Source organism: Cutibacterium sp. LaCa_255, from assembly GCF_057458005.1.
In genome coordinates this window covers 2,492,066-2,517,621 of sequence record NZ_CP190956.1, presented here as the reverse complement: position 1 = coordinate 2,517,621, position 25,556 = coordinate 2,492,066, and the positions used below count along the sequence as shown (strand labels likewise).

Here is a 25,556-nt window from a genome sequence, read left to right as displayed (position 1 = left end):
TCAACTCACGACCGGTGCCAGGGTCATGAGGCCACAGCCGTATCCCTTGGCCGGACCAATCCCGCAGGTCAGCGCCCCACGGGCGGCATCGGCGTCAGCCACATGGATGACGCCGTCCACCTGTGTCACCGCCAGCGTCACCATGGATCCCCGACGACGGAATCTCAGGACCTCCCGACGGGTCACGCGCGCGGACGGCGTCCCGTCAGGGGTGACGGGCACTGACAGTCCGTGGCGTTCGGCACGACCGAGGAACCAAGCCAGTTGCTGCTCGGCCGTCACCTCTGCAACTCGCTGGCCGCGTGACCCGGCTGTCCTGCGCACTGCGGTCGTCGGGTTGACCGCGCACCTGAATCGCCAGGCGGAGCCGGGCCGGAGACCCCGCAGGAAGGGATCGTAGTCGGCCGACCGACCCGACACCCCCGTCGACCATCCGGCCTGCTCGTTGAGCACGGTGAGGTCAGGTCTCAGCGGGCTGACGATCATGAGTTTCGCCTCATGGGGAGTCGGCCCACGGTCCAGTCGCCACAGGGTTCGGCCTCCGTCGGACGTCGACTGGCCAGGCGGGAACGAGCTCAGCACCGCAGCATGGAGTCGCTCCGGAGATGCCAACAGACGCACGGCGTCGCGGCGGGCGACGTTGACGTCGAACTGGGTGAGAAACATCACTCTCCTTCCAGGCCCGCGAACCAGTCGGGCTCGTCGTTGCCGTCGGGGTTGTCGACGACGACAGTCGTCGAGGCGACGTCGCGCCACCCGTACTCGCGCCGCTCCGGGTTGAAGCTCAGCGGAAGGTCTCGGACGGTGTCTCCGAGCTGGCCGGGGGCGGCGTCGTAGGCGATGGGCAGGTGCACCGAGCGGCCCAAACGGCGTCGATGCCAGGGCTTGGCATGCCACGGTTCGGTCTCCAAGGCAGACAGCATCTCGTCGTCGCGGATACCCAAGGACACCTGTCCCTCCGTGGGACATGCGCGGCGGCCCAGATACAGGGGGAACGCCGGTTCTCCGATGGCCTCGTCGAGGGCCTCGAGCAGCGACCGATCTCCCCCGACCGCTGCGACGAAGACGGCGTCGGCCAGGTAGTAGCGGTTCGACAGGGGCATGGCGTTGACGCTGCCGTCCTTCTTGGGGTGCGCCCAGTCCATGGCCGTCTGGAAGTCACGGACGACTGAGCCTGGCTGGTCGGTGCGTACGCCGAACCGAAGCGTGAGAAGGTCCTCGATGCTGTCGGTACGACGTCGCCCCTGCGCCGCCGCCAGCAGCCCGATGACACCGGATTTCGTCGGTTCGCGGCGCGTCGCACGAGTCGTGAATCGGCTCGAGTCTCCCCAGGACTGCAAGGGCCCGGCGAGCCGCAACAGCAGGACGGTCACGATTGCGCTCGCAGGACGGTGGCGACCTGGTCTCTCACCGACGAGACGAGCTCGTCGATGGGCATGGCAGTGCCCATGTCGCTGACAGCCTCGGTACGCGTGCCGACCCGGGTGACGAAGGAGGCCACTGGTGCCCCGAGGAAGGCTTCCTCGCAGTCGTGCGCATAGCTGGCCAGCGCCTTGCACGATGCCTCGACGAAACCACCTGTGGTCGACGTGATGGCGTCCTCGAACGCCCCGACGAAGCTGGACGACCGGCCCTTGCGGATCTGGACGACGACGGCGTCGGGCAGGGTGTTGTTGGCGAAGGTGTTCTGCTTGCCGGTTGGCATCGACACGACGAACCCGCGGACGAACGCGGCGGCGGCGTCGGCGGTGAGATCAACGTCTCCCAGGTTGTCCTCGAGGGTCGAGACAGCCACCGTGGCGAACCGGTAGAGGGTCTCGGAGGTGAACTCGACGGTTCCGATCATGCCGACTCCGGCGTCGTCCTCATCGAGCTTGTAGTCGTCGACGGCGGTGAAGTAATCGGACTCGATCTCGACGGCGTGGGTGCTCAGCGCGTGGGCGACCTGCACGGCCGAGTCGACGTTGAGGTCTTTGGAATCGGCGACCATGCGACCGAACAACGCGACCTCGATCCCATGATCGGAATCGGCGGCCTTCTTGGCGTCGGAACTGGGGATCTTGCCCTCCGAGGTCGCCGCGAGCTGCGCCAGGCGATCGAGCTGCTGGTTGGAGTAGAAGACGAGGTACTGGGTGCGCTCGACGCCCTCGTGGCCCGAGCCGTCCTTCACTCGAGGTTTGTCGGCCTTGAGACCGAGCGCCTTGACGACCGCGAGGGCCTTCTGTCGAGCATCCTCCTGCGCCAGTCGGTAGGGATCGGCGGTGAGGCGGTTCATGAGCAGTTCGACGACGCGCAGTGTCCGCGCGCCGGTCTGGGAAGCGGGCAGGAAGTCCTTGAAGGACGTTCGCACGGCCTTCTTCCATGCCTGTGAGCTGATCCTGGCCCGACGGACCCCGCCGTACAGAGCTGATTTCGGCGCCCCGGTGTCGTCGCGGTTGACGTTGGACGGCGGGACGCTCTGAAGGACGTGGATGTCGACGTAGTACGAACTCATTGGGATTCTCCTCGGTTTGTGCTCTCGGTGGTGGTTGGGGCGTCGGATGGGAGGTGGTGGAGCTGGCGTCCCCAAGCTAGGAGGACGCGGTCGGATGCCGAGGTCTGCAGTCGCCACAGGTCGGCGGCGAGTCGGCCGTAGTCGAGCGGGACGTCCTCGGATCGCATGAGAGTGACGAGCCCTCGGATGTTTTCGAGGCGGATGGCCCACTGCTGGGCGCGGCACAGGTGCTGGAACCGGGAGACCGTGCCGGGGTCCCACTCGGTGCTCGTCGAGCGTCGCGCCGAGAGCATCCGAGCCGCCTGGCCCAATCCGATGCCGGTGGCGTGCATCGGCCCGGGCCGGGACTGCTGATGGATGGCGTAGAGGACGACGGCGGCGTGGACGGCTCGTTCGGCGTACGTCGCCGGCGATGCCCCGTGGCCCACCAGATCGTCCGGAAGGTGGCCCAGGGTCACCTCCCAGAGATTCGGGTCGGTTCCCGGCCGAGTCACATCGGCATGGCGCAGGGCTGCCAGAGTCCGTACCGCCCACGGATCGCGCGGCGTGGCGAGATAGCCCCGTTGCAGGTGGGTGACGGCGCCAAGCGTCGCTGCGCTGACGTCATTCCATGGTTCTGGCATCACTGCTCCTTCGAGGATGACTTGGTGTCGCGTTGAGGATCGTCAGATAGGGGGGCGCTGGCGCGCATCCGGGAGAGGAATCGCTGCCAGGCGCGGGCGAGGTCCATGAGGTCGTGTCGCTCGGTGTTGGGCACCGGGACCATGCGTCCGGTGAGGGCTGCCGACCCGGCGTCGCGGCAAAGCTGGAGGCCCACCTCGCGCACGATCCGCCGTGCCCTCCGGCGCCATGCCAGAGTCGCGGCATCGACGTCGGTGGTGCCCGTGAGGCGACTGAACCACTCCCGGTAGGCGGGGTCGAGGGCCGAGAAACCGGCTTCGGCAGCTCGGGGACGGACCCCCTCCGACTCGTCGCCGGTCGCGGTAGCCAGATCGGAAGCGAGGTTCTGCAAGGCGAACACCAGGGACTCGGCGGTATGTGCGCAGCCGACGGCGAGCCGTCCCAGCTGCTCGTTGGCGATGACCGCCAAGGACGTCGGCAGGGAGTCATCGATCGTCGTCGACACCACTGAGCTTTGTGATCCATATTCCATGCCGATGGTCCGCATGCGAATGAGATGATCGTCAGGCAGGGCGCCATCGCTGGTGAGGGTTGCGAGTTGCTCGAGAATCTCCGGCCGTAGCCACGCCCTGTCGGGCTCTCCGGCCTTCTTCCTGCGCCTGTCTTCGGGTGATGGTTCGTGCGCCAGTAAAGGCTCCAGTCCGCGCCACATGGCCTTGGTGGAGTCGTGGCTGCGGGGCATGTACACGATCTCCCCGGCCGCCTTCGTCTGGGGTGCGCTGAAGCGCCACGCGGTCGACGGGTCCTTGTGTAACAGATACTTCCATCCGACCTTGTCGCCGTTGCACAGGAGGACGTCGACGACGTGGTCCGCCTCGGTGATGAGACGCACGCGCCGGCTCTGCCAGGTGAAGAGATCGGCGCATCCGGTGGGAACCGGGTGCTCGGCGTCGGGGGCTGCCGTCTGCGGTGGACGCTCCCAGACCGGGACATCGGCCTGCGGATCGTCCTCGAGGAAGAGATTGAGCAGGATCGTCTCGGCAAGACTGGTGCCTTCGATGACGACGATGCCCATGGGACCACTGATGCCCGTCCCGATGGGGAACCCCCTGCCACCCTTGACACGCGGATCGCCGACAGCCCCCGACTTGATGCCCGAGATGTCGAAGGCCTGGGCATGGACGAGCCACCGGGCGGCCTCGGCAAAACCCAACGACGAGATACCGGCACCATCCCTTGTCGTGAAGAACTTGTCGTTCGGCGGCACCTCGCTGATGATCTTGGTCAGGCCTGAATACCCTCCTTTGCTGGTGTGCAGATCAGCGACTTGCATGAAGGGCGTGTGGCCGTCGACGAGAAAGAATCGATCGTGACAGCGGTCCAGATATTCGTCGATCTCGTGCAGTGGTAGCCCGGACTCCCACCACTGCGCCCAGTCGTCGATCTTCTCGTCGTCACTGCGGTACTCAGCGGTGGCCCGGATGGCGATGGCGAGGAGGAGGCGCAGGACGGCGGCCTCCTGGGTGGGGATCTCCCCGGCCAGGCCGCGAAGACTGCTCGCTTGGTGGAAGGCGTCGCGGATCGACACCTCGATGACGACGTTGTCCGGGCGTCGCACCGCGATCCATGGCTCGTCGATGAGGTTGAAGGCGCTCGTCATACCGGTGCTCCGTTCTGGGGAAGGGGCTCGACGATGAGCCCCTGATCGCGATCGTAGTGGAGTGGATGTCCCAACAATGTGGAATTGCCATGGACGTCGAGGACGAGGACGAGTTGTCCCCGAAGCCACGGGGATGTCTGCCATGAGCTGAGGTCGATCGGCGCGGCCTCCAGCTCGGCGATGGTCCTGTCGATGTCCCATGGGTTCGACAGTGACCGGGGAAGGGTGACGGTGCACGATGCGACGGCTCGGGCCAGATCGCCGTCAGGGGCACCGAACAGCGGCAGCTCTGTTCCGGAGTATTCCCCGATGTCGTCGAGCAGCCGATGTCCGGAGCCCGACTGCTGGACGACAATGACCTCGATGGAATCCTCGGAGTCGCGCACTGACGCGTGGCCGCGGGTGTTCTCGGGATCGGAGGAAGCCATGTCGGTGAGCCCCTTCATGAGGCTCGATGCGCCGAATGGATCGGCCAGACGGAAGGCCATGGCGCGAGTCGCTGCCAACTGACGATTCGACCTGGCATCGAGTGCGGCCTTCTCGCCCCCGGCCGTCCAGGCATCAGGCCAAGGGAAGGGCTCCTGATAGGCCTGTCGGACGAGTCGAGGGATGTCCTGCGGGATTGAGATCCCACCGGGCAGCAGATCGTCGAGGAGGGCCGCGGTGCGCATGAGGGCGTCCGGTTCGTAGACAAGGTCGACTCCACGGCTGAATCTCGGACCGGCGTCATCCCAGCTGTCGACGCCGGTGACCAGACAGACGGCGTCACGAAGTCGGGGCGGACGTGCGCGGTCGTGTCGGTGCAATCGACCGATGCGCTGGAGGAGGAGGTCCATGGGCGCGATGTCGCTGACGAGCAGATCGAAGTCAACGTCGAGGGACTGCTCGAGCACCTGGGTACCGACGACGACGATGCGATGAGGACGGGTCTGGTCAGAGCGTCCAAGACGCCTGACGAGGTCGGACTCCCGACGGGCACGCTGTGGTGCGACGAACCTGGAATGAACGAGGACGACCTCGCAGTCGAGACGCTGCCGGAGTACGTCGAAGGTCTCCTGGGCTCGTGCAACGGTGTCGCGGATGATCCCGACGCAGCCGCCCTCGGACGTCTGCTCCTCGAGCCGAGCCGCGAGATCGTCGAGGGAGTCGGTCATCGTCTCGACGGTGATGCCGCGCGCCGGGGCCGTGACCGATGTGCCGCGTTGGGTGATGTCGTCGGTGACGCAGGTCATGAGCGGGTACTCGTCTGAGGTGGGCAGCGCCATGGTGGCACGCTTTCCATGGCGCCCTTTGGCGTAGGCCAGAGCAAGTTCCTCGCGCTGGGCGGGCGGTAGGGTTGCGGACATGAGGATGACGGGCGTGCGGTAGGCGCCGAGCCACTCGAGGACGACTTTGAGGTACTCGCGCATGTAGACGTCAGCGGCGTGGACCTCGTCGATGATCACGACCTTGCTCGCCAGACCGAGGTGGCGCAGGACGACGTGCTTGGCCTTGAGTCCGGTGAACAACGCCTGGTCGATGGTGCCGATGACGTGATCGGCCAGGATCGCGCGTTTTCGGCCGAGGAACCACTCGTGGACGATCGCCGAGGCTTCGCGCTGTGAGGTGCCCTCGTCATAGACGGCCATCGACGCATTCCAGGGCATGAGCTGCTGGTAGTCATCGTTGAGCCCGGCCTTCGAGTGGGCCAAAGTGATGCTGGATTGGTCCTCAGCTGGTACGGCGTCCAGCCATTCCCGGACGCGACCGAACATGGGATTGGATGTGGCCATCGTCGGCAGACCAAAGAAGATGCCGCCGAGCCCGAATTTGTCGGCGAGTACATGGGCGCACATGAGAGCTGCTTCAGTCTTGCCCTGCCCCATGGGGGCTTCGATGATGAGCAGGCCGGGCTCCACCATCGAGGATGCGGCTTCGACTGCTGCACGCTGCATGGCGTTGGGTTCTCCGTGGACGAGGGAAGGGAAGCTGGTGTGGAACAGCTCGTTCACGGAGTTGGGGCAGGGGTAGGGCTGCCAGGGGCGAGGGAGCTGCAGCCTGGTGATGGCTCGTCGGACTCGATCCGGTGTCGGTGTCGTGAGATCGTAGGGAAACAGTGATTCCGAACTGGCGATCCAGTCAGCGACTATGACGAGCGCCTCGGAGATCACCTGCGTCTGGATGGGGATCGGGGTGCTCATCCAGCTGGGTAAGAATTTCTCGGCACCGGTATGCGCGGCTGCAGTGTCGAGGATCTCGTCGCGGGTGGTCTTCCAGAGGCGGTCCTCGCGATCCAGGGACAGCTTGAATTTCTCCATGTCCGCGGCCGTGGGATTTGACCCGTGGTGTCCTCCGATGATGGAGGCGATGTTGCGAGCGTGACGGCGTGCCTTGGGTGCATCAGGGTAGCGATTCACCAACCAGCTAGTGACGTGAGCCTGTCCCAGGGCGCCGTGGGGGATGGAAGCGTCCGGCTTCTCAATGACAAACCCCTGCCGTTCCATCTGATCGCACAGGTAGCTCGTTGATGTTCCGTTGGTGCGGGGGAACCGCGCTTTGTGTGCGAAGTCGGCGCTGACCTTTCCGACGTCATGGATCCCCGCTAGAAAGCATTCGAACGTTTGGGCGGCGCGTTCTCCGCCAAGGCTGTCGGCTAGGAGTGATCGGATGGATCGCGGTTGGAGGCTCCATATCTCGGCCATGACACCGGCGGTGTCCTCCAGATGTTGGACGACGGGGAGCCAGTCGGCTTCCTCGTTCGTCTTCCCCCAGCAGGACCGTGCTGGGGGAGACCACGTGTTGAGCATTGTCGCTTCCTTGCGGTTGATGTTGACAAGAACCTTAACATAAGAATGTGACTCAACTGAACAAGTTGGAAAATAACTGCAGGACGCCCACAGTTGATCACCGACCCCCGCAACGGCGGGGAGGATCGGGCCAGAAGCACGTCCTGCCCTACGCCCGCGCACCCCCGCAACGGCGGGGAAGGACATCCGAGATGCGGACGACACGCAACTCAACAATGGCTCACCTCTGCATGGGCAGAGCACACCCCACGCTACAGGAGTCATGTACACGAATCGTGCGTGGTCAACTCACCTCCACCTGCTGACGCACCACCTCGAGGAGCTCACCGGAAGTTACCAAGCGGTGCGCTTCGTCGATTTCGGGGGCAAGGAAGCGGTCCGGTCCGGGACCGGGAATGGTCTGGCGCATCCGAGCAATGACGTCGGCTACCGGCTTCGACGGCTCCACACTCCGCATCTGGATAGCCTTGGCGGCGGTCAGGATCTCGATGCCAATGACGGCTCCCAGACCGTCAATCCCGCGGCGCAGCTTGCGGGCGGCCGACCATCCCATCGAGACGTGGTCTTCCTGCATGGCCGATGTCGGAATGGAGTCCACCGACGCCGGGACGGCCAGCCGCTTCATCTCCGAGACGATGCCGGCCTGGGTGTATTGAGCAATCATGTGACCGGAGTCGACACCGGGGTCGTCGGCGAGGAAGGGGTGAAGGTCGCGGTTGCGTGTCGGATCGAGCATGCGGTCAGTGCGGCGCTCGCTCATCGACGCGAGGTCGGCTGCGGCAATCGCCAGGAAATCGAGCACATATGCCACCGGCGCACCGTGGAAGTTGCCATTGGACTCCACGCGCATGTCGTCGGTGATGACCGGGTTGTCGACGGCCGAGGCCAACTCGACTTTCGCCACCTGAAGGGCGTGGGCCATGGTGTCGCGCACGGCTCCGTGAACCTGCGGGGCGCACCGCAGCGAGTAAGCATCCTGGACGCGCTTGACGGCGCCCTCCCGACCGGCCTGGATGAGGTCGGACCCCTCCAACAGGGCGAGGATGTTGGCAGCTGAAACCCCCTGTCCGGGGTGGGGACGCAAGGCCTGCAGATCGGGGGCGAAAACTCGGTCGATGCCGCACAGGGCCTGAACGGTCATCGCTGCCGCCAGGTCAGCCGTCGGGACGAGGACGTCGAGGTCAGCCAGGGCCATGATCAGCTGGCCGAGCATGCCGTCAGTGCCATTGATGAGGGCCAGCCCCTCCTTTTCGCGCAAGGAAATGGGCTTCAGCCCGACCTGGGCAAGACCGGTGGCGGCGTCGACCTCACCACCGTCGGGGGTCAGGACAGTCCCTTCTCCGGTGAGGACGAGGGCACAGTGGGCCAGCGGGGCGAGGTCGCCCGAACACCCAAGGGACCCGTATTCCCCGACGATCGGCACCAGCCCAGAGTTGAGCAGGTCAGCGTAGGCAGTGACGACCTCCGGGCGCACTCCGGTGTGGCCAGATGCCATGGTCTTGAGACGCAGAGTCATCATGGCGCGGATGACTTCGGTCTCCACCCGTGGCCCGGTCGAGGCGGCGTGGGAACGAATGAGGGAGTGCTGCAGGGCCACGCGATGGTCACGGGGCACTCGGGTGGAGGCCAAGGCGCCGAAGCCGGTGGAGATGCCGTAGTGGGGCTGGAGGTCGTCGGCCAGGCTCTCGACGAGGTCGGAGGCTCGCTTCACCCGCTCCATCGCGTCGTCTCCGACCGTCACCTGGGCTCCTGATCGGGCGACGGCGATGATGTCGTGGGGAGTGAGCGGGGCACCGACGTCAATGGTGGCTGGATTCATGGTCGTCCTTCCTTGTCGTGAGTGCCACGGTGTCGTGGCGATCGCGTGTATTCGGGTATGTCTTCTGGGCAGTCGCCATGGCTGACCTCGTGTTGAGCACGAATGGGGTCAGGGGCGACGGTGGTCGTGCCGGTCAACCGTCGAGTCTCAGCCGTGGTTGGGTCAACGTGAGCAGTCGTCCGCTCCGGCAAACCTTGTCGATGAGAGGGACTCCTGGGCGGTACATGAGGTGCAGCCACGACGGGGCCGCCAAACCCACCAGATCCGCACGGGCTCCCGGCTTGATGACGCCGACGTCGTCACGGTGAAGGGCGGCTGCGCCTCCCGCCGTCGCCGACCAGAGGGCCTGCTCCGGCGTCATGCCCATCTCCCGCACCGCGATGGCAAGGCAGAACGGCATGGACGAGGTGAAGGCGGTGCCCGGATTGCAGTCGGTGGCCAGCGCCACCGTCACTCCGGCGTCGAGGAGTCGTCTGGCATCGGGGTAGGGCTGTTTGGTGCTGAACTCGGCGGCCGGAAGCAGAGTAGCCACAGTGTCGGTGGCCTTCATGGCGTCGATGTCCTCATCGCTCAAAAACGTGCAGTGGTCTACTGAAGCCAGACCCAGCTCGCAGGCCTGCGGAATGACCTCAGAGGGCCCCAACTGAGCGGCATGGAGACGAAGCCCCAACCCGGCATCCTTGCCTGCGCGCAGGATCTCCATGGTTTGGTCGGGGTCGAAGGCGCCGGTCTCGCAGAAGGCGTCTATCCAGCGCACATAGGGACGTACGGCTTGCAGCATTTCCCCGCACACCAGACGGACGTACTCGTCCGGCTCGTACTCGGGCCCGACGACGTGGGCGCCCAGGAAGGTCACCTCGTCGGTGTGAGAACTGGCCACTTGCGCCAGCTTGACCTCCGTCTCAATGTCGAGCCCGTACCCCGTCTTGGCCTCAACAGTCGTCGTTCCACCGAGCGCCATCTCGTCGAGGATCCCGGTCATGACGGCATCGAGCAGCCCGACGGACGCCTCCCGGGTGCGTCGAACGGTGCGCAGGATTCCGCCGGCCTCGTACTTCTGACCGTTCATCCGTGCGTCGAACTCGTCACTACGATCCCCTGCGAAGACCGGATGGCTGTGGGAATCGACGAAGCCGGGGATGATGCAGGCTCCCGTCATGTCGGCCTGGTAATCGGCTGCGGGAGCCTCGGCACAGCGCCCCACCCAGACGATTCGATCTCCGTCGATGACGACGGCTGCGTCACGGATCTGTCCGAGGCCATCACCGCCGACGGATGGATCGTTGGTGACCAGCAGACCGATGTTGTTGATGACGACGCTCACGAGTCACGACCTCTCAGCTCGTTCAGTACATGGCGCAGATCCTCGGCGGTGGCGTCGTCGCGTCGGATCCACTCGCCCGCGATGATGGTGGCGGTGACGTCCTCGGCGGTTGCCGCCAGCGGCCAGCGTGTCGGGTCCACCCCGGCCAGGCGAGCCGACGACGGATCGACGACGACGACGTCAGCAGGATCACCCACGCTCAGCCCGGCGAGGTCGGAAGCGGGTGTGGAAACTTGGTGCGGGCGTGGTCCCGCTGCCGGGCGCAGGCTATCCACCCCGTATCGAAAACCGATCTTCCACAGGGAGTTGCAGCCGATGACTCCTCGGGTCCCGGTGGCCAGCCGAGCGGTGGACTCGAGCAGGCGCAACTCGGCGAAGGGGTCGGTGACGACGTCCTCGTCGGTGCCGATCGTCAGACGCACCTCGGCGTCGAGCAGATCCTTGACCCGCGCGATGCCGTCACCCAGATCGGCCTCGGTGGTCGGGCACAGCGAGACGATGGTGTCCGTGCGAGCAATCATGGCGATGTCGTCGTCGCTCAGGTGTGTGGCATGGACGACGGTGGTGCGATCGGAGAGCACTCCAGCACGTTCCAGGACGGCGGTGGGCGTCAGCCCGTGGGCGGCCAGACACTCCTCGTTCTCACGGGGCTGCTCGGAGACGTGGACGTGGATCGGGGCGCGGTCCGGCAAGCCCGAGACAGCTGTGGCCATCTCGTCAGGACTGACGGCTCGCACCGAGTGCAGGGCCGCTCCCGGCGTCACCAAGGGGGAATCCGGCAGGGCATCAGTGAGAGCGTGCCAGCGCTCCAACCATCCCTTGACGCTGCCGTCACTAAACCTCGTCTGGTCCTCGCCGAGTGGAGCTCCCGGTCCGGCGTGCAGGTAGCAGGTGTCGAGCAGGGTGATCCGGATACCCGCGTCGGCGGCGGCGTTGACAACGGCCAACTCCATGTCGTGGTGCGGGTAAGGGGTGCCGTCGGGCCGGTGGTGGACATAGTGGAACTCGCCCACGCTGGTGTACCCGGCAGCCACCATCTCGGCGAAGGCCGCTCGTGCCAGGCGGTGGTAGGAGTCCGGGTCGAGGCGGTTGGCCAGCCGGTACATCTCGGTCCGCCAAGACCAGAAGTCCTCACCCTCCCCGGCTCCTCGCAACCCGCGGTGGAAGACGTGGGAGTGCGTGTTGGCGAATCCCGGGACAGCGACGCCGCTGAAGCTGTGGCGATCTTGCTGGGCGTCAACCGTGACTTCGGTGATGACGCCGGCATCACTCGAAACGCGCACATTGTGCGCAACCCGCCCCTCGACGAGAGCCTTCGGGAAGAACCACTCACTCACTTGACCAGCTCCTCCAACACGGCCCGCAGAGCCTCCGCTCCCGCCTCGCAGTCCTCGTCGCTGGCTGATTCGGCCGGGCAGTGGGACGCTCCGGTGGGATTGCGGACGAAGAGCATCCCGGTGGGCATCGTCGCGGCCAAGGTGGCAGCGTCGTGACCCGCTCCCGTCGACAGTTGCGGGGTCTCCTCACCGAGGACCTGCAGCATCCGATGACGCAGGTCGTCGTCGAAGGCGGTGCGGTCGGTCCATGACTCACGGGCCCAGACGACCTGGCACCCCTGCTTGTCAGCAGCCTCTGCTGAGATCTTCTGGATCTCCTCGACGACTTTGGTGACGGTGTCGGGATCCTCGGCTCGGCAGTCCAGCCACATCGTCGTGGTCGAGGCGATGACATTCGTCCCGCCTGGCTCGACGTTGATCCGCCCAACCGTCGTCACGCAGCCCTCCCGCTCAGCGGCCTCGCGGGACGCCAGAATGGTTTCGGCCACTGGGATGACGGGGTCGTGGCGATCGGGGATGAGGGTGGTCCCGGCATGGTTCCCCTGCCCGGTGAATTCGGCACGCCAGCGACCGTGCGGCCGCACCGCCGTGGCAATCGCGACCGGGTGGCCGAGGTCAGCCAGCCCGCGCCCTTGCTCGACGTGCAACTCGATGAAGCAGGAGGCATCGAGCAGGACATCGTCAGGCTCGATGAGATCAGGATCCAGGCCGGCCTCCCGCCAGGCGTCCGGCAGACTCTGTCCGTCCCGGGCGACGAGCCTGCGGGCGTCGTCCTTGCTGAGCTTGCCCGAGGCCAAGCGTGACCCCAGACAGGGCATGCCGAATCGTGCGCCCTCCTCGTCAGCCATGGCGACGACGGCAAAGGGTTTCGACGGCTCGACCCCGGCTTCCTTCATCTTCGCCACGGCCACGAGGGAGGAGACGACGCCGAGCGGCCCGTCATAGGCGCCGCCGCCAGGAACTGAGTCCAGGTGGGACCCCGTCAGGACGGCCTCCGGGCCCGGCATTCCCCACCAAGCCCAGATGTTGGCATTCATGTCCGTGACGATCGTCAGAGCCAACTCGGTGGCCTTCGCGACGAACCATTCCCGCAAGGCCACCTCGTCAGGGCGAAAGCAGAACCGCGAGTAGGACCCGTCTTCGTTGCGTCCGATCCCGGCGATCTCGTCGAGCAGGGCTGCCGCTGTCCAGGTCGTCATCACTTCACCAATCCGTCGATGAGGGCGTCATCGACCAGGTAGGGCAGGGTGATCTGGGCGTCGTCGTGTTCCTGGTTGAACTCGGTGGCCGTCTCGATGGAGTGGTCGTTGCGGGCCCAGCCGCGTCGGGCCACACCGCACATGACGTCCCACAGCAAGGAGCTGCGGATGACGGCGTCGACCCGCTCGGAACCATCCAGGACCAGCCCGAACCCGCCGTTGATGGCATTGCCGATGCCGGTTCCTCCGCCGTTGTGCAAGGTCACCAGGCTCATGCCGCGAGCGGCATTGCCAGCGAAGCACTGGGTGGCCATGTCCGCCATGACGTTGGACCCGTCCTTGATGTTCGCGGTCTCGCGGAAGGGGGAGTCGGTGCCCGAGACGTCATGGTGATCCCGCCCGAGCATGACCGGTCCGATCTCGCCGTTGCGCACCATCTCGTTGAATCGCAACGCGATGTCCCTACGGCCCTTGGCGTCCTGGTAGAGGATGCGCGCCTGGGTGCCGACGACGAGGTCGTTGGCCTCGGCGTCCCGGATCCAGATGTAGTTGTCGCGATCCTGGCCGCGGCGATTCGGGTCGATGCAGTCCATGGCGGCATGGTCGGTGGCGATGAGGTCCTCGTGCTTGCCGGAAAGACAGACCCAGCGGAAGGGGCCGTAACCGTAGTCGAAGAGCTCGGGTCCCATGATGTCCTCGACGTAGGAGGGCCAGATGAACCCATTTCGGGAGTCCCCGTCCTTGGCGATCTCGGTCACCCCGGACTCGAAGACGGTCGCCATGAAGGCATTGCCGTAGTCGAAGAAGTAGGTGCCACGCTCGGTGAGGGTGCGGATGAGTTCGAAATGCTTGCGCAGGGTCTTGTCGACGCGGCGGGCGTACTCGTCACGGTCACGGGCCAGCAGCTCGGTGCGCTCCTCGAAGGTCAGGCCCTGCGGGCAGTAGCCGCCGTCATAGGCGGCATGGCAGGAGGTCTGGTCGGACAGCAGCGGGATGTCGATGTCGTTGTCAACGGCGTACTGCAGCAGATCGACGATGTTGCCGTGGTAGGCGATCGAGATCGGGGTGCGCTCGTCGATGTGCTTTTTGGCCAGGGCGAACACCTCGTCGAGATCCTCGGAGACGTGACCCACCCAGCCCTGGTCGAGACGGGTCTGGATGCGCGACATGTCGACCTCGGCGATGATTCCGACGGCGTGGGCGATCTCGGCAGCCTTGGGTTGGGCCCCGGACATTCCGCCCAGTCCCGACGACACGAAGAGCACTCCTGAGAGGTCACCGTCAGCGGGGATCCCGAGACGGATGCGCCCGGCGTTGAGGATGGTGTTGAAGGTGCCGTGGACGATGCCCTGCGGGCCGATGTACATCCAGCCGCCGGCAGTCATCTGGCCGTAGTTGGCGACTCCCATCTCCTCACAGATCTCCCAGTCCCTCTGGTTGTCGAAGTGGCCGACCATGAGGGAATTGGTGATGATGACGCGGGGTGACTCCGGGCGGGAAGGAAACAGTCCAAGCGGGTGGCCGCTCATGACGACCAAGGTGGTGTCCTCGGTGAGCTGGGCGAGGTATTTCTTGATGAGTCGGTACTGCAGCCAGTTCTGGCAGACGCTGCCGGTTTCGCCATAGGTGACGAGCTCGTAGGGGTAGAGGGCGACGTCGAAGTCGAGGTTGTTGTCGATCTGCACTTGGAAGGCCTTGCCCTCGGTGCAGCGGCCCTCGTACTCGTCGATCGGACGGCCCTTGAGGTGACCAGCCGGACGCCAGCGGTAGGCGTAGATGCGGCCGAAGGTGCGAAGTTCCTCGAGGAACTCGGGTGCGGCCTTCTCGTGCAGTTCCGGGGGAAGGTAACGCAGGGCATTGCGCAGCGCGATCTTGGTCTGATCAGGGGTGAGGTGGAATCCACGTGAGGGTGCTCGTCGTATGCCGGGCCGGAAGACCGGGTCGGGTGGGAACTCGGCGTCGAGCTTGATCGTCATGGCTGCGGCAGTGCTGCTGTTGTCGTACATCGGTGGTGCTCCCAGATGCGTACTCATGCGGATGTGGTGTCGCCATGGCGCGATGACGCCTGCGAGGGAGCACGCGCAATTGCCAGGGCTGGGGCGAATCGCGTCGGTGTGATCGCCGTGGGTCGTCTCGCCAAGGAGACATACCGACGGTATCACCACGGGTGGTGCGCAGGGTGAGACGTCGTCGTCAGTTCATCAGGACGACATCATCGGCACGGGTCCTCGTCGTACGGATGAGCGCAGCATTGCGTTCGTCAGGGCCATTGGCCCACGTCAGGGCATATTCCGGGGGTTTTCCTGCGGCGACGTGTCGTCGGACGAGTCGTTCCATCCGTAGTTGAGGATCGACGTCGACGTACCAGGTCTGGGTGAACAGCGGCGCCAGCAGAGACCACGGCTCCTCGTCGAGGAGGAGGTAATTCCCCTCAACGATGACGAGCGGCACCTCCCGTGTCACTGGGATCTCCCCGGCGACGGGTTCGCCGAACCCGTGTTGGTACATCGGTGCGTAGACCACTGGTTCGTCGGCGGTGGCCAGGCGACGCACCAAGGACAGGAATCCCCACCCGTCGAAGGTGTCGGGAGCTCCCTTGTGGTCGGCGCGACCGAGTCGTTCGATCTCGGCCTGGGCGAGGTGGAACCCGTCCATGGGGACGACGGCGCATGTCTCTCCCAATTCCTCGCTCAGAAGGTGGGACAGGGTCGTCTTGCCAGCTCCTGGTTCGCCACAGAGTCCGAGCATGCAACGACGCCCGGACCCTGCGAGGGCCCGGGCGCGCGCGATTGCTTGATCCGGGGTCACGTCAGATGGCGCCGTCGAATGACGCCCTCAGATGATGTTGACGAGGTCGCAGACGAAGACCAGCGTCTCACCGCCAGCGATCACGCCGGGAATACCCTGCGGACCGTAGGCGAGGTGGTGGGGGATGACGAGCTTGCGTCGTCCGCCGACCTTCATGCCCTGAACGCCTCCATCCCATCCGGGGATCACCTGGCCGAGTCCCAGCTGGAAGGTCAGCGGTTCTCCGCGGTTCCACGAGGAATCGAACTCGCGACCATTGCTCAGGGCCACTCCGACGTAATGCACCTCGACGAGGTTTCCGGCGGAGGCCTCGGGGCCGTCGCCGACCGTGATGTCCTCGATGGTGAGGTCGTCGGGGGCGGAATCGGGCAGGGTCACTTCGGGCTTGCTCATGACGACAACCCTACGGGATCAAGGCTTCTCGGGTGATCAACTGACCTGAGCGGCCACATTGGACCGCTCAGGGTGCGAGGATTCAGTCCTCGGCGTCAATCAGCCCAGAGTGGTAGGCCTTGACCAGATTTCGGGGGACCCGCAGGACCTTGCCCTCAACGCGGATCTCAACCAACTGTGTTGGCGTGGTCTTCCACTGGGCCCGCCTATGACGCGTGGTCGAACGGGACTTCTTACGCTTCGGTACTGCCATGGTCTCACCAGCTTGACTTCGTGATTCCGGGGAGTTCGCCGCGGTGGGCCATCTCACGGAAACGGATACGGGACACACCGGCCTTGCCGACATAGCCACGGGGGCGTCCGTCGACTTGGTCACGGTTACGCAGCCGCACGGGGGATGAATCGCGCGGCAGGGTAGACAGTTTACGCGATGCTTCCATGCGTTCGTCCAATGAGGCGGTCGGAGACTTGATGATGGCCTTGAGTTCGGCGCGTCGTTCCGCGTAGTGGGCGACCAACTTCTCGCGCTTCTTCTGGGCGACGATCTTGGATTTTTTGGCCATCAGCGGGTCTCCTTGAACTCGACGTGGCGACGCACGATGGGGTCGAACTTCTTGAGGACGAGACGGTCCGGGGTGTTGCGTCGGTTCTTGCGGGTGACGTAGGTGTAGCCGGTTTCGGCTGTCGACCGCAGCTTGATGATGGGGCGTAGTTGTGTGGACTTCTTGGCCATCAGATCTTCTCTCCTCGAGCGAGCATTTCGGCGATGACGACGTCGACGCCACGGCGATCAATCTCTTTCATCGCCTTCGGGGTCAGGGTCAGGGTGACTTTTCTGCCCAACGACGGCACCCAGTAGCGCTTCTTCTGGATGTTGGGATTCCAGCGGCGCTTCGTGTGGCGTTGGGAGTGCGAGACGTTGTTACCGAATCCTGGCTTGGTGCCGCGGACCTGGCAGCGTCGTGACATGGGTATCTCCTGTGATCGTTTGCACGTGAGAATCATTATCATATACTGATGCTGACGAGATGCGAACTCGTCGTTTGGACAGGCACGCGCCAAGGCCGGAAGGAAACCGATGAAACAAGGCATCCACCCCGACTACCACCCCGTGGTCTTCAGGGACATCTCGGCGAACATGACCTTTTTGACGAGGTCCACCGCCACCAGTTCCAAGGAGATTGAGTGGGAGGACGGGAACACCTACCCGGTCATCGACGTCGACATCACGTCGGCCAGTCATCCCTTCTACACAGGCAAGGCCAAGATCGTCGACACCGCTGGGCGCGTCGAGAAGTTCAATCGCCGCTACGGCAAGAAGTGAGACCGCGGGGTCGCGCACAATGCGTATCCCGGAATGAACGACGAACAACGAGTTGGAACTGGGGGTGATTCATTGACTCGCTGATGACGCAGGTCGACCTGGACCCGATCGGCAGTGAAGAGTGTGCCGTTGCTGATCGATGTGCCGACTGATCCCTGGCATCCGTCCGGTCCCTGAACGCGGCACCCGTCACCCTGGTGATCTTCGGGGTGGCGGGTGCCGCGCGTTGTCAGCAGGTTGGTGGATCAGGCTGCCAGGATCCAGGATCAGTCGAACTTGCGGAAGACGGGGATGTCTGAGGAGGACACCTCGTCGCAGTACTCCCAGCCTTCATGGAAGTCAGTGAGTGCCTTGACCGTGCGCACACGGTTATGGATTATCCATCCGGCCATGAGGCCGCGGGCCGTCTTGGCGGTGAAGGAGATAACCTTCCAACGTCCTTGACGGTCCCGGGACTCGAAGCGCGGGGAGATGATCTTCGCGTCGATCCCCGCGACGGCCTGGAAATACTCGGCCGAGGCCAGATTGACGATGACCTTCGGGCCGGGGGACTCCTGGAGGTCGGCGGAGACGAGATCACGGAGCTGGTCTCCCCACCAACTCACCAAGGTGTTGCCGCGGTGGGTACGCAGGGCGGTGCCCATCTCGAGGCGGTAGGGCTGGATGCGGTCGAGGGGACGGAGGACGCCATAGAGACCGGACAGGATGCGTAGTGACTTCTGGGCCTCGGTCCAGTCGCGGGTGTCGAAGGACTGCGGGTCCATGCCTCGGTAGACGGCCCCGTCGAAGGTGACGCCGGCGGGACGCGCGGTCTCGGGGGTGCCCGGCTGGAAGTCGCGGTAGCGCTCGACGTTGAGGGTGGCGATTTCTTCGGAGACCCCCATGAGTTTGCGCAGGTCAGCAACCGATTTGCCGGACATGATCTCGGCGAGCTTGGCGGTCTCGTCGAGCAGGCGAGGCTCGGTGGGCTGGTTCCTTGGGGTGGGGCTCTCGAGGTCCAGCGACTTGGCGGGGGAGATGAGGGTCAGCACCCGGACAGCCTAGCCGGGCGGCGATATCCCGAGGCGTCGACGAACTCTGTCAAGGAATTGGCGTCGGCGGTGCCGTTGGGTTTCGGGGGCCAGGGCGTGGCAGATCTCGCTGGACTTTTTGGGGGATTCTCGGCGTTCCGAGGCGTCTCGGGGTGTCGCGGGGCGTCGTGGGGTGAGCCGGCGCTGCTAGTTGCGCCACCTCTGCCCAGCTGCGCCATCCCTGAGCACCTGCGCCCCAAAGCCGCCGTCCAGCTGCGCCATGTACGTGCAGTTGCGCCAGAAAATGGCGCCGTCATCGTCGTTCCCCCGGCCTCTGAAGGCCAGTTGCGCCTGTTTTGTGCAGTTGCGCCGTGTATGCGCGGCGCAACTGCACACTTATGGCGCAGGTAGACGACGTAGGGGTGGCGCGGGGGACGGAGGGCAACTCGCAGACGGCTGGCGGCATGGATGCCACGGCGGGCTGAGGCGCAGGCGGCATATGCGGGCGCAGCTGGGCAGAGGTGGCGCAACTGCATAAAACCGGCGCAGCTGTACCGAACAGGCGCACCTGGCAGATAGCGGCGCGCTACCCGTCCCCGTCTCTGCGGCAGGCGTCCTCCGGCCGCCAGGAAAAGCCCATGGCGACGAGGACATCGCCACGTTCAGGCAGTTCTTGGCAACTGCGTGTCGTAGCCCGGATGGCTGACCCAGTCAACGGACAACTAGGCGGTCAGGTCACCGGGTTTGACGTCGTCCGAGGCCTTCTCGAAGATCTCCGCGAAATGGCATCGGCAGGCATGCTCCCCTTGTCCATCGGCGTGCATGTTCAAGGAGGTCTCTTTCTCCGAACACAGCGGCTGAGCCCGCCAGCACCGCGTGTGGAAGCGGCAGCCGGTCGGCGGATTGGCGGGGGAGGGCACATCTCCGTGCAACAGGATCTGATGCCGCTGCCCGCGCAAGGACGGGTCGGGTACCGGAACTGCCGACAGCAAGGCCTGGGTATACGGATGGGTGGAGCGCTCGTAAATCTGCTCCTCGTCACCCATCTCCATGATCCGCCCGAGGTACATCACGGCCACCCGGTCGGAGATGTGACGCACCACCGACAGGTCGTGGGCGATGAAGATGTAGGCCATTCCCAACTCCCGCTGCAGCTTCTGCAACAGGTTGACGACCTGGGCCTGCACCGAGACGTCCAGAGCCGACACTGGCTCGTCACACACCAGTACCTTGGGCTGCAGCGCGATGCCGCGGGCAATACCGATGCGTTGACGCTGGCCCCCGGAGAACTCGTGCGGATAGCGGTTGATGTGCTCGGGGTTGAGGCCGACGAGGTCCAGCAGTTCCTTGACCCTCTCGGTCCTCTTGCCGCGCGGAACGGCGTCAGGGTGGATGCGGAAGGGCTCGCTGACGATGTCTCCGACCGTCATACGCGGATCCAACGAGGTGTACGGATCCTGGAAGACGATCTGGATGTCACGGCGCAGCTTGCGCATCTCCGATCCCCTGAGGTGGGTGACGTCACGCCCCTCGAAGGTGATCGTCCCGGAGGTCGGTGGCTCGAGGGCCACCAACAGCCGCCCCAGGGTGGACTTTCCGCAGCCGGACTCCCCGACAACACCGAGGGTCTCGCCGGGGTAGAGATCGAAACTCACGCCGTCGACGGCCTTGACATGGCCGACGGTGTGACGCACCACCCCGGACTTCAGCGGGTAATGCTTGGTGAGGTCGCGAACTGACAGGATGGGTTCTGGCCTCGTCGCAGCGGTTGCGCTGGTCGAGGTCGTCGTCTCAGCGGTCACGGTGGAGCACCTCCTCGGTGTGGTGGCAGGCAGCCCAACGTCCGGGCTCGACCTCGACGAACTTCGGTGCACCGCCTGCGCGGCATTCGTCGGTGGCCCAGCGGCAACGTGGGTGGAAGGAACACCCCGACGGCAGATTCGTCAGGGATGGCGGCAGGCCGCCGATGGCATACAACTCGCTGCCCCTCTGGTCCAGACGCGGAATCGAGTCCAGCAAACCCACGGTGTACGGGTGAGCCGGGTTGTCATAGAGACGGTGGACGTCAGCATGCTCGACGAACCGGCCGCAGTACATCACCGCGATGTCGTCAGCCACGTCCGCCACGACGCCGAGGTCGTGAGTGATGAGGATCAGACCCATCCCGGACTCGTCCTGGAGCTCCTTGAGCAGGGTCATGATTTGTGCCTGGACGGTGACGTCGAGGGCAGTCGTCGGTTCATCGGCGATGAGCACCCACGGGTTGAGCGCGATGGCCATCGCGATCATGATGCGCTGACGCATACCGCCGGAGAATTGGTGCGGGTAGTTGTCGGCGCGCTCCTTGGCCGCCGGAATGTGCACCCTCTCCATGAGGCGGATGGCCTCGGACATCGAGTCGGAGCGGTTCATACCGCGGTGAATACGGAACATCTCGGCGATCTGCCACCCGACCGGGAAAACCGGATTCAGTGACGACAAGGCGTCCTGGAAGATCATCGAGATGTGCTCGCCGCGGATCTGACGACGCTTCTTTTCGGGCATCGTCAGCAGGTCAACCCCGCAGTACTCGATCTTTCCGCCGGTGATCTTGGCCGGAGGGGAGTCGAGGATTCCCATGATCGCCTGGGCCGTCACGGACTTGCCCGACCCGGACTCGCCGAGAATCGCGAGGGTTTCCCGTTCGGACAGGGTGAAGCTCGTGCCGTTGATGGCCTTGGCGACACCGTCTCGGGTGCGGAACTCCACGTGTAAGTCGTCGACGTTGAGAAGCAGCCCGTCGACCGGCTCCAGGTGAAGACGGGCGCTGGTGAGTGCCTTTCGTGCCATGTCGAAACCTCAGTGCTGTTTGGGGTCGAAGGCGTCCTGTGCCGCCTCGCCGAGGAAGATGAATGCCAGCACCGCCAGAGACAGGAACAGCGACGGGAACAGCAGCATGAAGGGCGCCGATCGGACGTAGCCCAGACCCGAGGCGTCGGAAATCGACACACCCCACGAGATGGCCGGTTCCTGCAGACCGATGCCCAGATAGCTCAGCGTCGCCTCGATGGCGATGTAGGCGCCCAGGTTGATGGTGGCCACCACGATGACCGGGGCAATGGCATTGGGCAGGATGTGCTGACGGATGATCCGCCACGACGAGGCGCCCAACGCCCGAGCGGCCTGGATGTAATCGTGGGGCAGAACCTGCAAGACCGACGACCTCATGAGTCGAGCCAACGACGGCCAACCCAGGATCACGATGGCTCCCACCACTTTGAGCACCATGACGAGATACGGAGTGCCCGGCTCATTGGGGAAGGTGTACAGAATGATGATGCCGCCGAGCAACAGTGGGATGGCGTAGAAGACGTCACCAGTCCGGCTCAGCAGAGTGTCGAGCCAGCCGCCCCGGAACCCGGCGATCAAGCCGATGAAGGCACCAAGGAGGGTCGTCCCCAAGGTGGCGAGCACGCCGACGAGGATCGACGATCTGGCTCCGTAGACGGTCCGGGCGTAGACGTCACACCCCTGGATGTCAGTGCCGAACCAGTGCACACCGGAGGGGATGTGACGAGCGGCTGACAAGTTGCAGTCGGTGGGATTCTTCGAGGTGAAGATTGCCGGCACGGCCGCCATCAACAAGAAGATGACGATGAGGGTCACCGAGATCCAGAACAGCGGATTGCTCTTGAGGGAGTCCCAGGCGTCATTCCACACCGAGCGTGGCTTGGAGTTGCCGAGGACGTCGTTCTCGCGGGGGGCGGCAATCGGCTCGGCCAGGGCCTCTGGGCCGCCGGCCTCCAGCGGGGAATCGGGAAGGTTCGTGCGTGGTTCAGTCATGGCTGATCCTCGGGTCGAGCACCCCGTACAGCAGGTCGACGAGGAGGTTTGCGAACAAATACACCAACACCAGGCAGGTCACCGACCCGACCACCGAGACGCCGTCGCGCTGGTTGATCGATCGATACACATAGTTGCCGATTCCATTGATGTTGAAGATCCGCTCGGTGACGATCGCACCACCCATGAGGGCGCCGAAGTCGTATCCGATGAACGTGATGACGGGGATGAGTGAGTTGCGCAAGGTGTGCACGTTGACGATGCGGCCCGGCGACATGCCCTTGGCCTTGGCGGTGCGCACGTAGTCGGCTCGCTGATTCTCCAGCAGGTTCGACCTCGTCAGACGCGCCACATAGGCCACCGACAACGCTCCCAGCACCAGGCCCGGCAAGATGAGCTCACCCCACGATCCGTCGCCGGCCGTCACCGGGAACCACCCGAGTCGCAGGCCAAAGATGAGCTGGGCCAGCGAACCGATGACGAAGATCGGGATGGAGATGACGATCAGGGAGGACACGAGGACGAAGTAGTCGACGAACTTGCCGCGTCGCACACCGGCCCATACACCGGCCAGGATGCCGACGATGATCTCGATGAGCACGGCGATGAGAGCCAGCTTGATCGTCACGGGGTAGCGAGCACCGAGCTCGGAGACGACGGTGTTGCCGTAGTAGTCAACGCCGAGATCGCCGTGCAACAGCTTCGACAAGTACAGGCCGTACTGGACGAGGAGTGGCTTGTCGAGGTTGTACTCGGCTCGGAAGGCCGCGACATAGGCGGGCGGACAAGGACGTTCACCACATCGACCGGCCGTCGGGTCGCCCGGCAAGGCGAAGACCAGACAGAAGATGATGAACGTCGTCCCGATGAGCACCGGGATCATCTGAAGTGTGCGTCTGACGATATATCTGAACATGGTGTTCCTCACGACACCGTCGGTCCGCTGGGCAACTTCAGCGGACCGACGGATGCGTCATCAGGGATGGATCACTTCACGCTGACCGACTGAAGGTCAATCGAGCCGAACGGAGTGAGCTTGACGTTGGCGACCTTGTCCGACCACGCGAACGGGATCGAGGTCGTCCACAGCGGGACGGTCGGCGGGGTGTCCGCCAGCATCTTCTCGGCCTCCTGGTAGAGCTTGTTGGCCTGCCGGGAGTCCGTAGCGGCAGCGGCTTCCTTGAGCTTGGCGTCGAAGGCCTTGTTCGAGTAGTCGTTGTCGTTGCTGGAGGCGCCGGTGGCGTACATCGGCGTCAGGAAGTTCTCGATGGACGGGTAGTCCATCTGCCATCCGGTACGGAAGAAGCCGTCGACGGACCGCTTGTTGACCATGTCGCGCAGGGTCTTGAAATCCGGGGTGACCTTGAGCTGGCACTTCAGACCGAGGTCGTTCTTCCATCCGTTGCAGATGGCTTGCGACCAGGCCTTGTGGTCGCCGTCACCGTTGACCGCAATGGTCAGCACGCCCTTGTACCCGCCGGACTTCTTGTAGAGTTCGAGAGCCTTGTCTTTGTCGTACTTGCACATCTCGCCGCACTGGTCCTTCTTGTACCCATCGACCACGGGGGAGACCCAGCCGTCGGCGGGGGTGCGGGAGCTGGCGAAAATCTGCTTGGTGATCGTTTCGCGGTCGATGTCCATGGCAAGGGCCTTGACGAGGTCCTTGTTGTCGGCCAGCTGCTTGTCCTTGCCGGAGTAGGTCAGGGTTTGGGTGACACCGGACTGACGGATGCCCCAACGGTTGGCCAGGTCGTTCTTCCACTGGTCGTTGGTGAGCTGGTCGGTCGGGATGAGGTCGTTGACGTCGAGGTGGTTGGCGACGGTGTCGTTGTAGGCCGGGCTAGCGTCGTTGTAGATCTTGAAGGTGACCTTGTCGACGTGGCCCTTGTACTTGCCGGCGTAGTGGTCGTTCTTCGAGACGGTGATGGCCGTGGCCGTGTTCTCAGTGACCTTGTACGGTCCGGCGCTGATCGGCATCTTCTCCCACTTCTTGGCGGTCGGATCTTTGAGGAAGGCATCCGGCAGCGGGGCGAAGGCGGTGTAGCCCAGACGCACCTCGAGGTTCGAGACCTTCTCGGTGGTCTTGATGGTGAAGGTGTGGTCGTCGACGACCTTGAGGCCGCTCATCGTCGTGGACTTCGGCTTGGTCTTGCAGGCTTCATCGTCACACTGCTCGTCGGCGTAGCCCTCGATCGGCTCGAAGAAGTAGCCGGACTGCTGGGCGTTCGGGCCGTAGGCAGCCCAGTTCCAGCCGTCGACGAAGTTCTTGGCCTTGACCTCGGTGCCGTCGGAGAACTTGTATCCAGGCTTGATCTTGACGGTGAAGTTCTGGTTGTCCTTGGTCTCGATGGACTCGGCGATGTCCATCTCCGGCTTGGCGGTGTCGGAGTTGTAGTGGATGAGACGAGCGGTGACGGCGTCGAGGACGTTTCCGCCGCAGGTCTCGTTGGTGTTGGACGGAATGAGCGGATTCTGCGGGGTGCAGCCGCGAACGGTGATCGAACCCCCATCCTTGGCGGGGGCGCTGTTGTTGCTGCCTCCCGTCGCCGACGAACCAGCGGCCGAGTCATCCTTGGCCGCAACGTCCTCGCCACAAGCTGACAATGCCATCAAGCCTGCGAGGGACAGCGCAATGAGTGGGCTCATTCGACGCATGGTGCCTCCTTCTCACGTCTCGTCGGCGGTTACCCGACGATCCCAGGTTGTTCGGGACACCATGCCACCCGTGAGACCCATTCAGCGCTCGTCTCATGACGGTGAGACGACATCGTGACCAAATTGAAACATAGGCAGAGTCGTCCTCATAAGTGGACGCGAGTCTCACGCTGCGGCGAGAGTGGGGCCTATGGACCGCTGTCTGACGCGGCTTCCTCCCTCGCCGTGCCGCCAGAATGGACGTGGGAAACGTAGTAAGGGCCCCCACCCGAGGGTGAGGGCCCCTACTACGAAGCTGGTGTGA

At 64.5% G+C, this 25,556-nt stretch carries 24 protein-coding genes; 1 reads left to right on the top strand and 23 read right to left on the bottom strand.

All coding sequences use genetic code 11. The annotated features are described in order from the left end of the window. The 17 genes from cas6e to rpmB form a co-directional block, all read right to left on the bottom strand. On the bottom strand, positions 1-666 hold the full coding sequence (cas6e, locus tag ACP8ML_RS11475) for a type I-E CRISPR-associated protein Cas6/Cse3/CasE (RefSeq protein ID WP_065673205.1): 666 nt from the start codon (positions 664-666) through the stop codon (positions 1-3). Beyond that, positions 666-1,373, bottom strand: a complete 708-nt coding sequence (cas5e, locus tag ACP8ML_RS11470; protein WP_065673204.1) for a type I-E CRISPR-associated protein Cas5/CasD — start codon at positions 1,371-1,373, stop codon at positions 666-668. The genes cas6e and cas5e overlap by 1 nt, the downstream gene beginning before the upstream one ends. Further along, positions 1,370-2,494: a type I-E CRISPR-associated protein Cas7/Cse4/CasC gene (cas7e, locus tag ACP8ML_RS11465; protein WP_117189486.1), complete on the bottom strand. Its 1,125-nt coding sequence runs from the start codon at positions 2,492-2,494 to the stop codon at positions 1,370-1,372. The genes cas5e and cas7e overlap by 4 nt, the downstream gene beginning before the upstream one ends. Further along, complete coding sequence (gene casB / locus ACP8ML_RS11460) at positions 2,491-3,117, bottom strand: type I-E CRISPR-associated protein Cse2/CasB (RefSeq protein ID WP_117189485.1); 627 nt, start codon at positions 3,115-3,117, stop codon at positions 2,491-2,493. The genes cas7e and casB overlap by 4 nt, the downstream gene beginning before the upstream one ends. Further along, a complete protein-coding gene (gene casA / locus ACP8ML_RS11455) occupies positions 3,117-4,775 on the bottom strand; it encodes a type I-E CRISPR-associated protein Cse1/CasA (protein ID WP_117189484.1) in 1,659 nt (552 codons plus the stop codon). Before casA ends, casB begins: the two co-directional genes overlap by 1 nt. Next, a complete protein-coding gene (gene cas3, locus ACP8ML_RS11450) occupies positions 4,772-7,561 on the bottom strand; it encodes a CRISPR-associated helicase Cas3' (RefSeq protein WP_117189483.1) in 2,790 nt (929 codons plus the stop codon). The genes casA and cas3 overlap by 4 nt, the downstream gene beginning before the upstream one ends. Positions 7,562-7,844: 283 nt before the next feature. Continuing rightward, positions 7,845-9,380: a histidine ammonia-lyase gene (gene hutH, locus ACP8ML_RS11445; RefSeq protein ID WP_117189482.1), complete on the bottom strand. Its 1,536-nt coding sequence runs from the start codon at positions 9,378-9,380 to the stop codon at positions 7,845-7,847. 133 nt (positions 9,381-9,513) lie between these two features. After that, on the bottom strand, positions 9,514-10,704 hold the full coding sequence (gene hutI, locus ACP8ML_RS11440) for an imidazolonepropionase (protein WP_065673198.1): 1,191 nt from the start codon (positions 10,702-10,704) through the stop codon (positions 9,514-9,516). Further along, positions 10,701-12,041 (bottom strand): formimidoylglutamate deiminase, encoded by a 1,341-nt coding sequence (locus ACP8ML_RS11435; protein ID WP_486702941.1) that lies wholly within the window; start codon positions 12,039-12,041, stop codon positions 10,701-10,703. Before ACP8ML_RS11435 ends, hutI begins: the two co-directional genes overlap by 4 nt. Continuing rightward, a complete protein-coding gene (locus tag ACP8ML_RS11430) occupies positions 12,038-13,240 on the bottom strand; it encodes an allantoate amidohydrolase (protein ID WP_004809660.1) in 1,203 nt (400 codons plus the stop codon). Before ACP8ML_RS11430 ends, ACP8ML_RS11435 begins: the two co-directional genes overlap by 4 nt. Further along, positions 13,240-15,246: a urocanate hydratase gene (hutU, locus tag ACP8ML_RS11425; RefSeq protein WP_004809659.1), complete on the bottom strand. Its 2,007-nt coding sequence runs from the start codon at positions 15,244-15,246 to the stop codon at positions 13,240-13,242. Before hutU ends, ACP8ML_RS11430 begins: the two co-directional genes overlap by 1 nt. Before the next feature lie 187 nt (positions 15,247-15,433). Then, positions 15,434-16,048, bottom strand: coding sequence for a nucleoside/nucleotide kinase family protein (locus ACP8ML_RS11420; protein ID WP_486702940.1), 615 nt, complete (start codon positions 16,046-16,048; stop codon positions 15,434-15,436). Between the two features lie 27 nt (positions 16,049-16,075). After that, entirely contained in the window at positions 16,076-16,441 is a 366-nt protein-coding gene (locus tag ACP8ML_RS11415) for an FKBP-type peptidyl-prolyl cis-trans isomerase (RefSeq protein ID WP_486702939.1), read from the bottom strand. A gap of 82 nt (positions 16,442-16,523) precedes the next feature. Then, positions 16,524-16,694 (bottom strand): 50S ribosomal protein L32, encoded by a 171-nt coding sequence (rpmF, locus tag ACP8ML_RS11410; RefSeq protein WP_004809656.1) that lies wholly within the window; start codon positions 16,692-16,694, stop codon positions 16,524-16,526. Between the two features lie 4 nt (positions 16,695-16,698). Further along, on the bottom strand, positions 16,699-17,004 hold the full coding sequence (rpsN, locus tag ACP8ML_RS11405) for a 30S ribosomal protein S14 (RefSeq protein WP_221268452.1): 306 nt from the start codon (positions 17,002-17,004) through the stop codon (positions 16,699-16,701). Continuing rightward, on the bottom strand, positions 17,004-17,174 hold the full coding sequence (rpmG, locus tag ACP8ML_RS11400; protein WP_486702938.1) for a 50S ribosomal protein L33: 171 nt from the start codon (positions 17,172-17,174) through the stop codon (positions 17,004-17,006). Before rpmG ends, rpsN begins: the two co-directional genes overlap by 1 nt. Next, positions 17,174-17,410, bottom strand: a complete 237-nt coding sequence (gene rpmB / locus ACP8ML_RS11395) for a 50S ribosomal protein L28 (protein ID WP_016666379.1) — start codon at positions 17,408-17,410, stop codon at positions 17,174-17,176. The genes rpmG and rpmB overlap by 1 nt, the downstream gene beginning before the upstream one ends. A gap of 109 nt (positions 17,411-17,519) precedes the next feature. Between rpmB and ACP8ML_RS11390 the strand changes: the two genes are divergently transcribed. Then, a complete protein-coding gene (locus ACP8ML_RS11390) occupies positions 17,520-17,765 on the top strand; it encodes a type B 50S ribosomal protein L31 (protein WP_004809653.1) in 246 nt (81 codons plus the stop codon). 266 nt (positions 17,766-18,031) lie between these two features. Here ACP8ML_RS11390 and ACP8ML_RS11385 read toward each other — a convergent pair whose 3' ends face one another. The 6 genes from ACP8ML_RS11385 to ACP8ML_RS11360 form a co-directional block, all read right to left on the bottom strand. Beyond that, positions 18,032-18,796, bottom strand: coding sequence for a YaaA family protein (locus tag ACP8ML_RS11385; RefSeq protein ID WP_065673192.1), 765 nt, complete (start codon positions 18,794-18,796; stop codon positions 18,032-18,034). 701 nt (positions 18,797-19,497) lie between these two features. After that, the gene (locus ACP8ML_RS11380) at positions 19,498-20,577 is read right to left on the bottom strand and encodes an ABC transporter ATP-binding protein (RefSeq protein WP_015581948.1); all 1,080 of its coding nucleotides are present in this window, start codon (positions 20,575-20,577) and stop codon (positions 19,498-19,500) included. Beyond that, positions 20,567-21,568 (bottom strand): ABC transporter ATP-binding protein, encoded by a 1,002-nt coding sequence (locus ACP8ML_RS11375; protein WP_486703074.1) that lies wholly within the window; start codon positions 21,566-21,568, stop codon positions 20,567-20,569. Before ACP8ML_RS11375 ends, ACP8ML_RS11380 begins: the two co-directional genes overlap by 11 nt. Positions 21,569-21,613: 45 nt before the next feature. Continuing rightward, positions 21,614-22,597, bottom strand: a complete 984-nt coding sequence (locus ACP8ML_RS11370; RefSeq protein WP_117189476.1) for an ABC transporter permease — start codon at positions 22,595-22,597, stop codon at positions 21,614-21,616. Further along, positions 22,590-23,513 carry an ABC transporter permease gene (locus ACP8ML_RS11365; protein ID WP_015581951.1) on the bottom strand — a complete coding sequence of 308 codons (924 nt, stop codon included), beginning with the start codon at positions 23,511-23,513 and terminating at the stop codon, positions 22,590-22,592. The genes ACP8ML_RS11370 and ACP8ML_RS11365 overlap by 8 nt, the downstream gene beginning before the upstream one ends. Before the next feature lie 71 nt (positions 23,514-23,584). After that, positions 23,585-25,252, bottom strand: coding sequence for a peptide ABC transporter substrate-binding protein (locus ACP8ML_RS11360; protein ID WP_117189475.1), 1,668 nt, complete (start codon positions 25,250-25,252; stop codon positions 23,585-23,587). Positions 25,253-25,556: the final 304 nt, after the last annotated feature.